Below are 15,503 nucleotides of genomic sequence, written 5' to 3'. Positions count from 1 at the left end.
TCGGGCAGGGCCGTCCCGATGTCCTAGTTCAGCCGTCTGCCCGGTAGTCCACATATAACGTGGCGGGAGGCGGTCCCTGGAGCATGTCTGGCGTAATGCCACGAATCTCGGCGATCTTGCTACGGAACCACTCATCGAAGGGATCCTCGGAGGTGGCGGCCATTCGTAAAGCCATGGCGATGTCCTCCCCCTCCCGGAAGATGCAGGCGAAATCGCCTTGAGGCGTAGCCATATGGCTGACCACGTCCCGGACAATCCCCATCCGCTGCCGAGACAGCCGAAATTCTTCCTTCCGGGGTCCTTGGGTCTCGGCGTCCAGTTCCTTGAAGGCCTCAAGTTTGCCGGGAAGGATGGGCGCGAACCATGGCAGGCATTACATGTCTGTTTCCTCGTTTCAGTTGTTGTCAGAGAAGGCGCTGCCCCAGCCGACCGGCAGAATCGTAGTCCTTCGCGGGTGAGCGGGACAGAACCTGAGGGAAGCTGGACACTCATCTCAACATTGACTCACCAGCTAGATACACTGACCCGTCCACTGCCTTGTTCGTTCACCTGAGACCACCTGTTCCTTCGACTGGGGTTGACCGTCGTAGGGGCGGGGTGCTGACATTTCGAGGAGCCGGAAAACCCTGCGACGCCGCCGGGATTGATCAGGGACCTGTGAAGAAGTGCCTTCCGGTTATCCACCAGATATCGCCGGCGTATCGGAGCCCCGGGAATGTCGGCCGTGCAGGCGCCGCCAGCTCAATTGCCTGAGGCAACAACTTTACACAACGACCCCTATGGGTGTCCGGGCCGCGGGGTCAGTCACACTGCCCCCCGGACGACAGAGCAGGTCTACGGACACTTGATGCCGGAAGCCCTGCAGGCCCCATGCGGACGTGACGAAGCGCTCGATTTCGGGGTTTGTTCGCTGACGGGATACAGCTGCGGGGCTAAACTTTCGGCTGCTTTGGCAGTTTGTGATTCTGGACGCGAAAGGAACATGGCCAGGCATCCAAAGGCACGCGGGTAGCGTTGAGGCCGGACGAGTTCAAGTACCGAGAGGGGGGATAGACGATGAAACTAACACTGACGCAGTTCCTGACCCTGGATGGTGTTTCCCAGGGTCCTGGATCCCCAGATGAGGACACCAGCGACGGATTCAACAAGGGAGGTTGGTTCGTGCCGCACCTGGACGGGGAGTTCGTGAAACTGGCCGCGAACTGGCTGGGCCAGGCCGATGCGTTGCTGTTTGGCCGTCGTACCTACGACAACTTTTCGCGGGACTGGCCGCGGATTACCGACCCTGATGATCCGTTCACGGAAAAGATGAATGGACTCCCAAAGTACGTTGCCTCCCGCAGCCTGAAGACAGCGGATTGGGCTCCGACGACGATCCTGTCGGGAGAAATTGCCGCGCAAGTCTCTGAACTAAAGCAGCAGTCCGGCCGGGAGTTGCAGATTCACGGCAGTGCTACCTTGGCCCAGTCGCTTTTGGCCGCAGGGCTGCTCGACGAGTTGCGCCTGGTGATCGCGCCGGTCGTGTTGGGCAATGGCCGGCGACTCTTTCCTGAGGGAGGCGCCGCGGCTGGGCTGCGGGTGATCAGCAATGAGACGACGCCGGGCGGCTTGGCAGTTCACGTCTATGAGTTGGCGGGTCTTCCCAGGTACGGGACATACGAGCCGGGAGCGTAGATCCCCGGTGGTCCTACTGCTGCTCCTTCTGGGGCTGGAATGTCTCGCGGTGGAGGACCGTCTAAGAGGACCCCCACGGCCGTGCAGATGACGGGTGGCGTCAGCGCGGGAGGAGTCCTGAGAATTCATTGGTTTTGAAGACAAAGGGGTCGGCGGTGCTTCCCCATATGGGAGAAATACACCCCCAGCAGTCCCCGGAAATGGTGAATCAGCCGCCTGGCGCGAGGATGCCGATCCCCGATTCAGCGGCCGGTACGCATGCGATCACGGGCGCAATTCACAACGGCCGACAAGTCGAGCCCGTAGGTCGGCCCTTCGCCGGAACCGTACTCCTCGAGTCGGGCCGCGCCGCGCTCGAAGAGCCGGACCGCGCCAACGCTGTTCCCCCGGGCGGCGTGGGTGAGTCCGACACAGATCTGGGCGAGACCTTGCCACAGGTTGCGTTCTTCTGCCGGCCCAGCTTTCCAGCGGGCCTCGAGTACCTCATGGGCGGCGAACGGGCGGCCAGCTTCCACCAGACTCCGGGCCGAGACCAACGTCTGCGCCGGTGGCAGTGGCTCCTCCGAGACCGGCTCGACGCCGGCGCTTCCGTACGGCAGCGGCCGCCCAAGAGCGTCGCGTGGCCGGGCTTGCCGCGGGCGCCTTGAAGCATCCCGGTCCCTGTCACCGGTCATTGGCGTTTCCGCCCTAAGTGGCCCTGGACGTTACCAACCTTCATACGCCCAATGCTACGACCCGCACCGTATAGAAAGTTGCTTCCGCACGCTCGTCTGAGACGCGACTTTTGGAACAACCTATGAGACACGGAAATTACGCGGGCTCCCGCCACTTACCGCGTAGGGGACTGGCGGGCGCTGAACAGTCTCCGTTCCAAGGAAGTGGGACGACTGCTCTGACCCAAGATTGAAGTAATGGAGGTACTGCCCCACTTCAGTTGAACTTACCGGTGCCCCCGCTGTAGGCCCCTGACCAGTGCCTTGCCCGCCTCGAGCCAGATGCCGCGTCCAACGCTGTCTGCTGCCGCAGAGGAGGGCAAGGGATCTGCTTCCAGCTCAGCGGCCTGGGCGGCCAGCCAGTCACCGAAGTGTGTGATGTCCCGGCCAGAGGATGCCGCGACGGCATCGCAGGCGAAACCCACCGCTGACGACCCGTCACTGAGCAGCACAGATCCAAGCATCATGGGCTCGGGGAGCCCGGAGAGGAAAGAACCAAGGGCGGCCTCGGACAGCAGCCACCGCTCTGCCACCAGTTCTGCCCCATTGTCGGAACGCACAACGCCCGGTTTGGCGGGCTGTGTGTCCAGCGCAACCATCCTGTATCGGGGAGCCATACGAACCTGACCATCCCAGTGTGCGCCACGACCCTCCAGTTCGTGGACAAGCGGCTGGCCTTTGCGGTGGGCGCCAACCACCACGAGCGGCACTGCCGCCGAGCCGGCAGCCACGGGCCACGGCAGCCGGCATGCTGAGGCTCGGTTTGGTGCAGCACCGGAGGCAAACAGGGCCGGGAGGTCGGGTGTTGCCTCGATCCTTCGGGCGATGTCGGCCACGACGCCGTCGTCGAACGTCTTCCCCACCACGGTCAAGCCGAACTGGGCGACTCCATCGCCTTTGGCGTCTGCGACGGTACCGGCGGGCACCGCCACTGCGCACATGTCGAAAAGGTTGCAGAAGTTAGTGTAGGTTCCCATTCTTGAGTTGACTCCCACCGGGTCGGCCGCAACCTCGGCCAGCGTTGGGTGAAATGGCGTAGTGGGCACGATGAGGGCATCAAATCCCGCGAGCCGGGACAGGGCTTCCCGGCGTAGCTCCTCCAGTGCCGCGGTATCGCTGACATATTGGTGGGCGGGCACGCGGCCCGCCGCGCTGATGATGCCGGTGACCGTTGGGTCCAGCCCGACGGCGGACCCTCCTCCGGACCCGGCACTGGCAAGCGCGGCGTCGATGAAGTTTCCGACGGCGGCATGGCGTTCGGCCACGAGGGCGCCGTCGTACAGCAGCCTGGCCGCCTGGAGGAAGACGTCCAGTTCGATCGGCTCGGCGTCAACTCCGGTTGAGCGCAGCCGCTCGATCTGGGCGCCGAACTCGGCAGCCCATGCATCCGGCAGTGCCGGGAGCGCCGCCGGGTAGGCCACCCGCGGCCGTGCGGGTGCGGCCAGGCGGATGTCCGCAGGCCACGTCCGCGATTCCCCGGCCATGATCCCCATGGCCAGTTCCGCGGTATCCAGGTCACGGGCAAGGATGGTGGCGGTGTCCCAGGACCGGCAGGCGGGCACCATTCCCGCCGTCGACACCACGTTCAGGGTGGGCTTGATTCCCACGATTCCCTGCAGCCCGGCCGGGACCCGGCCGGAGCCGGCGGTATCCGTTCCGATGGCGATGTCCACGAGTCCCAGAGACACGGCCACGGCGGACCCCGAACTGGAGCCGCCCGAGATCCGCTCCGGCCGCCGCGCATCGCGGACTGCGCCGTACGGGCTCCGGGTTCCCACGAGGCCGGTGGCAAACTGGTCCAGGTTCGTTGAGCCCAGCACGAGGGCGCCGGCGGCACGCAGCCGCGCCACTGCCACGGCATCTTCCGCGGGCTCGTAGCCGAAACCGGGGCACCCCGCCGTCGTGATCACTCCGGCGACGTCCACATTGTTTTTGACCGCCAGCAGGAGTCCGGCCAGCGGCAGTTCGGTGCCGGCCTCCAGTGCGGCGTCAATGCGTGCGGCCTCTGCCAGAAGGTCGTCGCGGCTGCGGACCTTGATCCAGATCTCGGGCCGGTCGACGGCGTCGATGGCGGTGAGTGCCGCCGTCACGCGGGTGGTGGCAGATTCGTTGACGCCGCTCATGCCGCGCTCCCTTCGAGAACAAGGTCGTTTTCGTCCAGTTCGGCCGCTTCGAGAACCACGAGCGGCTCGCCCGCCACCACCTGGGATCCGGCGATGGGCAGTACCCGCTGCACGATTCCGTCGCTGGGTGCGGTGAGCACGGTTTCCATTTTCATGGCTTCGATGGAAACCAGCGGCTGGCCTGCCACCACCTTGTCTCCGGGGGCGACGTCCACCTTCCAGACGCTCGCCGCGAACGGCGAGCTGACCAGGGTTCCGCCGCCGGGAACCACAACATCTTCGGAAGGCGGGGCGATGGCGACGGCCTTTTCCGCGCGGTCGAACTCGCCGGCGTCTTCCCAGGCCTTGCGTTCGATGGCAAAGGCCTTTTCCTGTCGTGCACGGAAAGCGGCGATGGAATCGCTGTTTTCATCGAGGAAGTACTCGTGCTCGGCCAGGGAGAAGGTTCCGTCCTCGATCTCCACGCCCCGTCCTCGGCCGGCTGCCATGTCCGCCCGCAGGTCCAGGAGTTCCTCCGGGCTGACGGGGTACCAGGAGATCCGGTCGAAAAACCTCAGCAGCCACGGTGATCCGGGCTCGAACGGGGCGGCCGTTGCGTGCCGGGACCAGACCTGCGTGGTGCGCCCGACGAACTGGTAGCCGCCCGGACCTTCCATGCCGTAGATGCACATGTACGCGCCGCCGATGCCCACGGCGTTTTCCGGGGTCCAGGTCCTGGCGGGGTTGTACTTCGTCGTGACCAGGCGGTGCCGCGGGTCCAGCGGCGTGGCCACGGGAGCGCCCAGGTAGACGTCGCCCAGCCCGAGCACGAGGTAGTCGGCGTTGAAAACGGTGTCGAAAACGTCGTTCACCGAGTCCAGACCGTTGATCCGGCGGATGAACTCGATGTTCCACGGGCACCAGGGAGCGTCGTCGCGCACGCCCGCCATGTACCGCTCGATCGCCTCACGGGTGGCCGGATCATCCCAGGACAGCGGAAGCCTGACCGTGCGGCTCGGAACCACCAGCTCGGAACTGGCAGGCAAGGCTGCGTCGATTTCCCGCACGATGCCCAGCAGGCGCGAGGAGGGAAGAACGGACGGGTCAGCCTTGACCTGCAGCGACCGGATGCCGGGCGTCAGGTCCACGATGCCAGGGATCCGCAGCTTCTCGAGCTCCTGGTGCAGGGCGTGGACCCGGGCACGAAGGCCGAGCTCAAGCACCATGTCGCCGTATTCGACCAGGAGGTTGTCATCCCCGGAGCGGCGGTAGGTGACCGCCGGGCGGCCGTCCCCGGCAGGCACGCGGCCGAGCACGCCGTCGTCGCCGTCGCCGAGTGAACCGGAACGCCCGACGGCGGCAGGGATGTCCGTCAGGACGCCGGCGCCTGCGGGGCTTCCGCCGGGGAGGATCAGGTGCTGCCGGGTCGGTCCGAGCTCTTTGGCGGACGGCGCCTGGACGGTCTTCACCGGAACGAAGCGGACAATGTCACCGGGCCGGAGCTGGCCGAGCTTCCAGCGCTCGCCCGTCACAACGGTGACCGGGCAGACGAACCCGCCGAGGCTGGGACCGTCGGGGCCGAGCAGGATGGGCGTGTCCCCGGTGAAGTCCAAGGCGCCCACCGAATACGCGGTGTCGTGGATGTTGGAGGGGTGCAGGCCCGCCTCGCCGCCGTCGTTCCGTGCCCAGCGCGGTTTCGGGCCGATCAGCCGGACGCCGGTCCTGGCCGAGTTGAAGTGCACCTCGTAGGAGGATGCGAAAAGTTCGTTGATGTCCTCGCGCTGGAAGAACTCCGGGGCGCCGTGCGGTCCTTCCACCACCATGAGCTCCCACTGCCTGGTCAAGGCGGGGCGGCTTTCGGCCGGGACCGGCACGGGCACCGTGTCAGGTGCCGTTCCGCCTACAGTACGGATCACGTCGCCGGCGCGGAGCACGCGCCCGCCGTGGCCGCCGAACTGGCCGAGAGTGAAGGTGGAAGCGCTGCCGAGGTAGGTCGGTATGTCCAGGCCGCCCTCGAACAGGATGTAGCCGCGCAGCCCGGCACCCTCGGCCGACCCGACGTCGAGCACGCCGCCGGCGGGAACCGTGACCGGTTCCCAGGCCAGAACAGCTTGTCCGTTGACGGTGACGGTCACCTCGGCGCCGGTGACGCAGACGGTGGTGGCGTGGGTGACGCGCAGCGCCGGTCCGGCCATGGTGAATTCAAGTCCGGGCGCCCCTTCCGGATTGCCCAGCGCCTTGTTGCCCAGCCGGAAGGAGAGGTCGTCCATGGGGCCGCTCGGCGGAACGCCCACCTGCCAGAGGCCGGTCCGTCCTGGCCAGTCCTGAACGCTCGTTTGCAGGCCGGAGCGCTCCACGGTGAGGCGGGGTTCGGGGTCGCCCACGCTGTCCAAGGTGCTGGTGGAGTGCGTGGCGGTGCGGACCACGTCCAGTCCGGTGACGGAGCGCAGCATGCCGAGGTTGGTTTCGATGCCGTCCATGCGGGTTTGCGCCAGGGCGTCGGACAGGGAGTCGAGGGCTTCGTCCCGGCTAGCGCCGAAGGAGATGAGCTTGCCCAGGAGCGGGTCGTAGCTGGTGGACACCTCGCTGCCGGTTTCCACCCAGGCGTCAACGCGGACGACGTCGGAGCCCGGGTATTGGGCGTTGGTGACCGTTCCGGCGCTGGGCTGGAAGTTGCGGGCCGGGTCTTCCGCGTAAATCCGTGCTTCCACGGCGTGGCCGGTCACCGGGAGGCTGTCCGGGAGGCCGTCCAGCACGGGCTGCTGCTGCGCCAGGTTGAGCATCCATTCCACCAGGTCGACGCCGGTCACGGCTTCCGTGACCGGGTGCTCCACCTGCAGGCGGGCGTTCACTTCGAGGAAGGAGGCTTCCTGCCGCACGGGGTCGTAGACGAACTCCACCGTGCCCGCGGAGCGGTAGCCCACGGAGGCGCAGAGTGCACGGGAGCTGCGGTGCAGTTCTTCGCGCAGCCCGGCCGGCAGGTCCGGCGCGGGCGCTTCTTCGAGGACCTTCTGGTGCCGGCGCTGCAGGGAGCAGTCGCGGTCCCCGAGGCTGACCACGCGGCCTTCGCCGTCGCCGAAAATCTGTACCTCGACGTGGCGGGCGTGTTCGATGTAGCGCTCGGCGAAGACGCCGGCCGTGCCGAAACTCGAGCTGGCAAGCCGGGCCACCCGGGCGTAGTTCTCGGCCAGTTCGGCCTCGGTGCGGCAGACGGCCATGCCGATGCCGCCGCCTCCTCCGGTGGCCTTGAGCATCAGCGGGAAGCCGATCGTGGCGGAGGCCGCGACGGCTGCGTCGAGGTCTTCGAGCAGTCCCGAACCGGCGATCATGGGCACTCCGGCCCGCTGGGCGGCGTCCCGGGCAGTGTGCTTGGTGCCGAAGATCCGCAGCTGATCCGGAGCAGGGCCAACGAAGACGAGCCCGGCGGCTTCCACGGCCTCGGCGAACCCGGCGTCCTCGGACAAGAAGCCGTAGCCGGGGTGGATAGCGCCGGCTCCGGTGGCCGCCGCCGCGGCCAGGATGGCATCGACCCGGAGGTAGGACTCCTTGGCAGGTGCCGGGCCCAGCAGCACGGCTTCGTCGGCGAGGCGCACGTGCTTGGCGCCGCGGTCCGCCTCGGAGAACACGGCCACGGTCCGCAGCCCGATCTTCCGTGCGGATTCGATGATCCGGCATGCGATTTCGCCGCGGTTGGCGACGAGGAGGGTACCGAAACGGTTCATCGTGAGGCCTCCGGGCGGGTGACGATCATGCGGACGGGCGTGGGGTTGAAGCCGTTGCAGGGGTTGTTGATCTGGGGGCAGTTGGAGACAAGGACCAGTGTGTCGGCCTCGGCGCGGAGTGCCACGCGTTTGCCGGGCGCTGAAAGCCCGTCCACGATTCCGAGGGCACCGTCGGGGTCCACGGGCACGTTCATGAACCAGTTGATGTTGGAGACGAGGTCCGACTTTCCGAGGCCCCATTTGGAGCCTTCGATGAGGAAGTTTTCCACGCAGGCATGTTGTTCGTGCGTGTGTTGGCCGTAGCGCAGGGTGTTCGATTCCTGTGAACAGGCTCCACCGATGGTGTCGTGGACACCGAGTTCATCGGCCACGACGGTCATGAGCGCTTCGCCGCTGTCCGCTCTTAGCACGGATCCGGTGGTCAGGAAGATGGACCGCTGCGCGGCGATGGTTGTGGCGGCGGAGTAGCGCGTGGCGGTCTCATCGGCCGCGTAGAGGAGGCAGTCCACGGCCTGGTTGCCTTCAAGGTCCACGATGGTGAGGGCGTCCCCGGCTTCCACCACGGCAGACCACGGTCCGCGGGCTTCGACATATTCGTCCAAGACCACATGTCCGGGGACCAGGGCGGCGGTTGCGGCGTCCGGCTGGAGACCTTGTCCGGGCTGGCTTGTTTCCGGCTGGAAAGTAACGGTGCGGGTGTTCATGCGGAAGTCCTTGCAGTGAAGTCGAGTTCGGTGTTCTGGAGGGCGAGCAGGTGTTCGGGTCCGGGTTTGAATCCCAGGTTCCCCGCGGCGAGGGCTTCGAGGTCTTCGGGCGCCTGCCATGCAACGATGTCCACGGTGCTTCCCGTGAAGTCTGGCCGCGGGTCCAGCGGGTGGGCCGTGTTGGCCAGCACCAGAACCGCGTCCATGTGCAGGAGAAGTTCGACGGTAGTGCCGGCACCGGCGCTGCCGGTGAACCGGATGCCACCGTCCGCGTCGACAGTGATGCCCTTGAAGAAGGAAACCGATGGAGGCACTTCGCGCTGGCTGATGCCGTGTTTGAGGGCGCCGAGAGTTATCAGCTCGCGGCCAGCGGGTGACGCGCTGTGCGCGGAGCCTGCACCGTATTTCGCCTGGTTGCCTGCAACGTTGGTGGTTCCGGTGAGGGCATCGTGCCTTCCTGAGGAGTCGGCAACGACGGTCGCCATCAGCCGGCCGGCGTCGGAGAGCAGCGGATGGCCCGGCCCAAGGTAGGCCTGCCAGGGGACCTTTACGGTGTCCGCGACGTTGATCCGCTCGGAGCTCGCTCCGGCCCGGAAGAGCACGGCATGGACGCAGGCATCGCCGTCCGTATCGGTGAGCCGGATCCTGGTTCCGCGGGCCAGTTCCAGATGCGTGTACCGGCCGAACGCGAGCGACTCGGCCCAGATGAGTGACGCCGCGGCCTCAGCCGCCAGCCCGGCCGTCAGGCGTTCGGGTGCCGTGGCCGCGGGGACGTGGATCATGGTGCCTGCGGTCCGTCCGTGCTGGGCGCGGGCATGGGCGCGCGCACCCGCCGTGGTGGCGGTACCTGCGGCGGTCTTTCGGGATTCGCGGGTCTGTGTCATGTCAGTCATTTCTGTGTGGTGTTTGTTGATCAACAGTGGTAAGTGCCTACGCTGCGGGCACGCTTAAGGATTTGCGGCTGCGCACCCAGAGTCCCAGGAGCAGCACGGCCCCGACCATGAGCGGTGCGGAGAACAGCAGGAGCCCGTTTTCGCCGCTGGGGTCGTAGACCTCGGGGCGCGGCCAGGCGAGATTTACCACCATCAGGGCGCCGTAGAGGACGGCCAGGATGTTGACGGGCAGTCCCCAGCGTCCGAGCGAGAACAGCCCGGCTGGCATGGTCTGTCCCACCCGGTTCCAGTCTCCGCGCAGGCGGCTGAGCAGTTGCGGAACGGTGACCAGGAGGTATGCCACGTAGACCATGACGATGCAGACGCTGCAGAGCGTGGTGAAGAGGGAGGCGTTGCCGATGTTGATGGCGAGGACTCCGACGGCGAGGCCGCCAATGGCGATAGACGGCCACATCGGCGTGCCGCGTTTCGGGTGGACCTTCGAGAGCAGTGCGGAGGCGGGAAGCTTGCCGTCCCGTGCCATCGAGAACACCAGGCGGGATCCGGCCGTCTGGATGGCCAGGGTGCAGACGAAGATCGCGACGGCGACGTCCACCAGGAGGACCTTGCCCCAAAAGGTTCCCAGGACGGCGGTCAGCACGTAGGGCAGGCCCTCGGTGGCGAGGCGTCCGTCATCGAGGCTGGGTGCGGCCATGAGTGCGGTGATGATCATGAGCCCGCCGCCGATACCGGAAATGATCAGGGCCGAAAGGATGGTGCGGGGTGCTGTCCTGCGCGGGTTCTTCGTCTCCTCAGAGAGTTCCCCGGCGGAGTTGAAGCCGACCATGACGTAGGCGGCCATGAGGCCGGAGACGAGGAACGCCCCCACGGCCCCGAGGTCCGAGCCGGCCACCACGCTGACGTCCGCCACCACATCGGGTCCGCGCTGGGCGGCGGAAATCAGTGCGAGGATGACGGCGGCCACCCCGACGATTTCGCAGGTCACGCCGATGGAGTTGACGTGTGACATGAGTTTGACGCCCAGGCAGTTGATGACCGTGGTGACCACGAGGAGTGCGGCGCCGAGGACTACCGCGTTGGCGGCGCCGGTGACGGTGGCCATTGCGGGATCGCCGCCGACAAGCTGGAAGCCATCCCACAACTGGGGGAGGACCACCTGGAGTGCGATTGCGGCTGCGGCCGCGGTGACAACCTGGGCGATGGCCATGAACCAGCCGGCGAACCAGCCGACCAGTTCGCCACCCATTCGCCGGGCCCACTGGTAGACGGCGCCGGACAGTGGGTACCTGGCTGCGAGTTCCGCGAAGTTCAGGGCCACAAGCAGTTGGCCGATCAGCACAACCGGCCAGGTCCAGAAGAACGCAGGCCCCGCAAATGAATAGCCGAAAGCGAAGAGCTGGAAGATCGTGGTCAGGATGGAGACGAACGAAAATCCTGCGGCGAAGGAAGCGTAGCGGCCAAGTTTGCGGTGCAATGCCGGCTGGTAGCCGAGCGACGTCAGGTCTGCATCGTCCGCGTGGACGGACGCCGTCGAAAGGGTGGAAGTCATCGGTTTCTCCGTGTCTGGAACGGGGGCTGGTGACCAATCGGGGTAGCCGCAGCACGGCCCCTCCGAAATACCGGTCAATTGATAGTTTTCCAGCACGGTGTCCCGATTCCGTTTCACCCCTGTAAAAGGTAGATTTCGCTGTGTTTCAAGCCCGTGAACAAATCCTCACCGGAATTCCGGCCCTGGGCAGGCGGCGCATGCTGGACCCATCTGCGGTGTAAGAATGTGGGGTGACTTCAGCCGGACCGGGACGACCCCGCAAGCAGCAGCCAGTTCGCCCGGGGGCCACCGCCCGGGACGAAATCCTCGATGCAGCCGCGGAACTCTTTACAGGTCAAGGCTTCGCGAACACGTCCACGAGGGCGATCGCCGATGCCGTGGGCATGCGACAGTCATCGCTCTACCATCACTTCGGCACGAAGGATGACATCTTGGGCGAGCTGCTGAAAGGCACTGTGACCGGTGGTCTGGACTTCGCGAGGGCCATCTGGTCGTCGCCGCGGCCGCCAGACGCGGTGACGGCGGCCGCCGCGCTGCACGCCGTCGCTCATTATGACGCGGGTCTGTTGTGCAATGCCCGTTGGAACCTCGGCATCCTGTACCACCTTCCGGAGGCGCGCGCCGAGCGTTTCGAGCCGTTCATGGCGGACAGGCGCGAGCTACGTCAGCTGTACCGGGACCTTGGCCAACGGGTTGAGAAACTTCTTCCTGCAGCCCGCGGCGCTGGCAGCGCGCCCCTCGGCGAGCTCGCATTCCGTCTGGTGGAGTCTGTCATCAATCTTCGCGCCGATGGGCTCGCCGACGCTGATTCGGCCTCCCAGACGGCCGACGCCGGCGTCGTGCTCGCCGGGCTCTCGGCGGATCTGGGGAAGGTCAGGGAGCACAGCGCGTACCTGATCAGGGAGTTTCGAGGCATCCAGGTTCCTTGACTCCCGGGTCCCGACTCCAATGGGTCTGGGATACCAACGACCCGGCCATGCGCGGGACAGGGCTGTTCCCCGCCACCGGTTGTCGTAGTTCTCAGTCATCGCAAAAATCGTCAGCGAGCATATAAGGACCGCCGTCAGGGAGGGTCCGCTTGGCCACGTCCGACATCGCGAGTTCGGGGTGGCAAAGGGACAGAGCGACGTCTGCCAGGTCCTGCCCGCGTCGTCGACGGCGCGGGCAGCGTGGTACCAGGAGTGCCGTTAGTCCCGCGGCCACCATGCCCGCCGAACATCTAGCGGACGGAAGCGGGCGCCTCGGGGATTCCTTGTGTCAACTACATAGACCATCCCAACTTCGTCCTCATTCCTGGGGACTTCGAGACGGCATCGTCGAGGACTATTTGCTGAGCCGGCTCAGCGATAACGCCCCTGATTACACGCGGGCAATCGTTGGTCTTGCCTACCGAATCACGAAGAACTTGAACCGCTTCTCGGCTGTGTACGTCCGGCCACTGAATGGGGTCAAGGTCGATCCTCCGCGACACCGTGGACAGCGAGCCGTGCAGTATTTCGCGCACCCGGAGTGGAACTTCGAACGCCGTCGCGAGGAGTACCCGGATGGTCGTTACAGGTCGGGATCAGACATCGACCCCGATGAGTGGAGAGGTGACTGCTTCCCGGATATCCGCACCAAGTGCGCCATCCAGTCCGGTGCCGGTGGCAGCATCCTGCTGATCCCGCGGGAAGGCGGCCACCTCTTCCGGATGTACGTTGACCTTGGCGAAGTGGATCCCAACGACAAAGGCGCGGTGCGCAACACCACCATCGAGAAAATTATTCAGAAGGCCGACGATATCCTTCACCCCTACACCTTGGACGTGCGCAACGTGGCGTGGCACAGCGTCTACGAAGTGGGGCACCGGCTCACTGACAGGTTCGACGACGTCCTGCCCGGGGATCGCGGTTCGCGGACGCCCCGCGTGTTTATTACCGGCGACGCGTGCCACACGCACAGTGCCAAGGCCGGCCAGTGTATGAACGTCTCCATGCAGGCCCATGCCCTCGGTGACAACGTAGATCTCCTCCAATGGGCGGCCGGGCTTAGAATGTGAATGCATGCCCTCGAAGCCTCCGGGCGGCAGCTCCCAGGTTTGCAATGCCACCGGCAATGGGGACCAAGGTCACTGTCAACATAGGAGCCGGGGCGGTCGTGTTGGCAATTGCAGCCCCCATCCAGCTGCAGCCGAACAGTCACTGGACTTGAGGACTCCGACTGGATATTCACGAAATCCTTCCCTTCGCTGCTGACCCGGAGGATGTTCTTGGCCGTGGTGCTGGGACATGTAGGTAACCTTTGCTATGCGTTGGTGGTGGGTTTGCCTAGGCGGCACGGGCAGGGAAAGTGGCGTGCCGCCTAGGCGGGTTCTTATTTACGGTGCGCGGCTGTTTAGTGTCTAGGCCGGGGACGCCGGGTCTCGACGGTTGGGATGCTCCCCGTGGGAGTCCCTCCCAGACAGTCCGAGTCGGGGCACTTTTCGGCGCGGTCGTGCTTTGTTACGAGGTCGAACTGCACGCCGCCGTGTTGTTCCACGCCGTGCGGATGGCCCGTTCCACTACGGACGTGGCCAGTCGGCGTCGCAAGGAGTAGGGGATGGCGACGCAGGTCCTTGGTGAGGGGGAAAGCAAACCGACATCATGACGATGACGAACAAGAGATCCACCAGGCCCGGTAGAAGATCGGCATTCGAATAAAAATCGAGGCTAGGCCACCGAGGGGTCAATGGCACTCAATAGAGGAGTGCCTTCCCGGGCCCAAGGGATTTCCATCGGCGAGTGGTTTCTTCGTCAAGACGACGCGGTCGGTGCACCACGCGCACGGTCTGGGTGGTGCACCGACCGCTCTCGCCTGTCTGGAGGGAACTCCCTCCTCTACCCCGGACTAGTTGCTGAGGTAGCCGTTCGGGTCTAGGACATACTTCGTGGCGGCCCCGGCATCGAATTCCGCGTACCCCCGCGGGGCATCCAGGAGCGAAATGGCCGTGGCGTTGACCGCCTTGGCGATCTGGATCCTGTCGTGCAGGATCGCCATCATCAGCTGCCGGTTGTACTTCATCACCGGGCACTGTCCGGTCGTGAAGGAGAGCGACTTCGCCCAGCCGGTGCCCAGGGTAAGGGACAGGCTGCCCTTCTGGGCCGCCTCGTCCGCGGCACCAGGATCCCCGGTGACGTAAAGGCCGGGAATGCCTACGGACCCGCCGGCGGCGGTGAGGTCCATCAGCGAATTGAGCACGGTGGCCGGCGCCTCCTGGGCCCCGGCACCGTGTCCGCGGGCCTCGAAACCGACAGCGTCGATACCGGCATCGACCTCCCTGACACCGAGAAGCTGCTCGATCTGGTCAGCCGGGTCACCGTTGGCCACATTGACGGTTTCGCAGCCAAAGGATCGGGCCTGGGCCAGGCGATCCTCATTGAGATCCCCCACGATGACCACCGCGGCTCCCAGCAGTTGGGCGCTGGCGGCCGCGGCAAGCCCGACGGGACCGGCCCCGGCAACATAGACGGTGGACCCGACGCCGACACCTGCCGTGACGGCCCCGTGGAAACCGGTCGGGAGGATGTCCGAGAGCATGGTCAGGTCCATGATCTTCTCCAGGGCCTGGTCCCGATCGGGGAACCGCAGCAGGTTCCAGTCCGCGTAAGGGACCAGGACGAATTCCGCCTGCCCGCCGACCCATCCGCCCATGTCGACATAGCCGTAGGCGGATCCGGGACGGTCCGGGTTCACGTTCAGGCAGATCCCAGTCTTGCCCTCCTTGCAGTTCCGGCAGCGCCCGCATGAGATGTTGAAGGGGACCGAGACGATGTCCCCGACCTTGATGAACTCGACGTCGGGCCCGGTCTCGATGACCTCCCCGGTGATCTCGTGGCCCAGGACGAGACCGGCGGGGGCGGTCGTTCGGCCACGAACCATGTGCTGGTCCGAGCCGCAGATGTTGGTGCTCACGGTGCGCAGGATGACCCCGTGCGGGACCTTCCGGCCGACATTGATGGGATTGACGCCGGGGCCGGCCTTCAGTTCAAAGGTGGGATACGGGGTATCGATGATTTCCACGATCCCCGGCGCCTTGTATGCAACGGCTTTGTTACCTGACATTGAATGGCTCCTATGGTTGGCGATCGAACCCTCACGGTGAGGCTGGTCGCATCCGATTGTCTCTGA

10 protein-coding genes and 2 pseudogenes are annotated in these 15,503 nt (G+C 65.7%); 3 read left to right on the top strand and 9 right to left on the bottom strand.

Annotated features, from left to right (window positions below):
• Nucleotides 1-28: 28 nt before the first annotated feature.
• Nucleotides 29-232: a hypothetical protein gene (locus B1A87_RS23795; RefSeq protein ID WP_260680772.1), complete on the bottom strand. Its 204-nt coding sequence runs from the start codon at nucleotides 230-232 to the stop codon at nucleotides 29-31.
• Between the two features lie 824 nt (nucleotides 233-1,056).
• Here B1A87_RS23795 and B1A87_RS09460 point away from each other — a divergent pair.
• Complete coding sequence (locus tag B1A87_RS09460; RefSeq protein WP_078026911.1) at nucleotides 1,057-1,674, top strand: dihydrofolate reductase family protein; 618 nt, start codon at nucleotides 1,057-1,059, stop codon at nucleotides 1,672-1,674.
• Nucleotides 1,675-1,916: 242 nt separating this feature from the next.
• Here the strand turns inward: B1A87_RS09460 and B1A87_RS09455 are convergent, their stop codons facing one another.
• The 6 genes from B1A87_RS09455 to B1A87_RS09430 all read right to left on the bottom strand — a co-directional run bounded on the left by B1A87_RS09455 (nucleotide 1,917) and on the right by B1A87_RS09430 (nucleotide 11,357).
• On the bottom strand, nucleotides 1,917-2,348 hold the full coding sequence (locus tag B1A87_RS09455; protein ID WP_078026910.1) for a DUF309 domain-containing protein: 432 nt from the start codon (nucleotides 2,346-2,348) through the stop codon (nucleotides 1,917-1,919).
• 266 nt (nucleotides 2,349-2,614) lie between these two features.
• A complete protein-coding gene (atzF, locus tag B1A87_RS09450; protein WP_078026909.1) occupies nucleotides 2,615-4,510 on the bottom strand; it encodes an allophanate hydrolase in 1,896 nt (631 codons plus the stop codon).
• On the bottom strand, nucleotides 4,507-8,211 hold the full coding sequence (uca, locus tag B1A87_RS09445; protein ID WP_078026908.1) for an urea carboxylase: 3,705 nt from the start codon (nucleotides 8,209-8,211) through the stop codon (nucleotides 4,507-4,509). Before uca ends, atzF begins: the two co-directional genes overlap by 4 nt.
• Entirely contained in the window at nucleotides 8,208-8,915 is a 708-nt protein-coding gene (locus B1A87_RS09440) for an urea amidolyase associated protein UAAP2 (protein ID WP_221937569.1), read from the bottom strand. Before B1A87_RS09440 ends, uca begins: the two co-directional genes overlap by 4 nt.
• A complete protein-coding gene (locus tag B1A87_RS09435) occupies nucleotides 8,912-9,799 on the bottom strand; it encodes an urea amidolyase associated protein UAAP1 (RefSeq protein WP_078026907.1) in 888 nt (295 codons plus the stop codon). Before B1A87_RS09435 ends, B1A87_RS09440 begins: the two co-directional genes overlap by 4 nt.
• A gap of 46 nt (nucleotides 9,800-9,845) precedes the next feature.
• Nucleotides 9,846-11,357: an amino acid permease gene (locus tag B1A87_RS09430; protein ID WP_078026906.1), complete on the bottom strand. Its 1,512-nt coding sequence runs from the start codon at nucleotides 11,355-11,357 to the stop codon at nucleotides 9,846-9,848.
• Nucleotides 11,358-11,587: 230 nt separating this feature from the next.
• On the opposite strand from B1A87_RS09430, the gene B1A87_RS09425 reads away from it, so the two are divergent.
• Together B1A87_RS09425 and B1A87_RS09420 are read left to right on the top strand one after the other, a co-directional pair.
• The gene (locus B1A87_RS09425; RefSeq protein WP_078026905.1) at nucleotides 11,588-12,286 is read left to right on the top strand and encodes a TetR/AcrR family transcriptional regulator; all 699 of its coding nucleotides are present in this window, start codon (nucleotides 11,588-11,590) and stop codon (nucleotides 12,284-12,286) included.
• A gap of 671 nt (nucleotides 12,287-12,957) precedes the next feature.
• Nucleotides 12,958-13,335, top strand: a pseudogene (locus B1A87_RS09420) (FAD-dependent monooxygenase); the annotation flags it as partial.
• Nucleotides 13,336-13,730: 395 nt separating this feature from the next.
• Here B1A87_RS09420 and B1A87_RS24965 read toward each other — a convergent pair.
• Nucleotides 13,731-13,998 (bottom strand): annotated as a pseudogene (locus B1A87_RS24965) (BCCT family transporter); the annotation flags it as partial.
• Nucleotides 13,999-14,222: 224 nt separating this feature from the next.
• Entirely contained in the window at nucleotides 14,223-15,437 is a 1,215-nt protein-coding gene (gene fdhA, locus B1A87_RS09405) for a formaldehyde dehydrogenase, glutathione-independent (protein ID WP_078026904.1), read from the bottom strand.
• Nucleotides 15,438-15,503 lie beyond the last annotated feature (66 nt).

It is taken from the genome of Arthrobacter sp. KBS0703 (assembly GCF_002008315.2).
Classification (GTDB): domain Bacteria; phylum Actinomycetota; class Actinomycetes; order Actinomycetales; family Micrococcaceae; genus Arthrobacter.
Note: the sequence above shows the minus strand (reverse complement) of the source record. Positions and strands in the feature narration are given on the sequence as shown.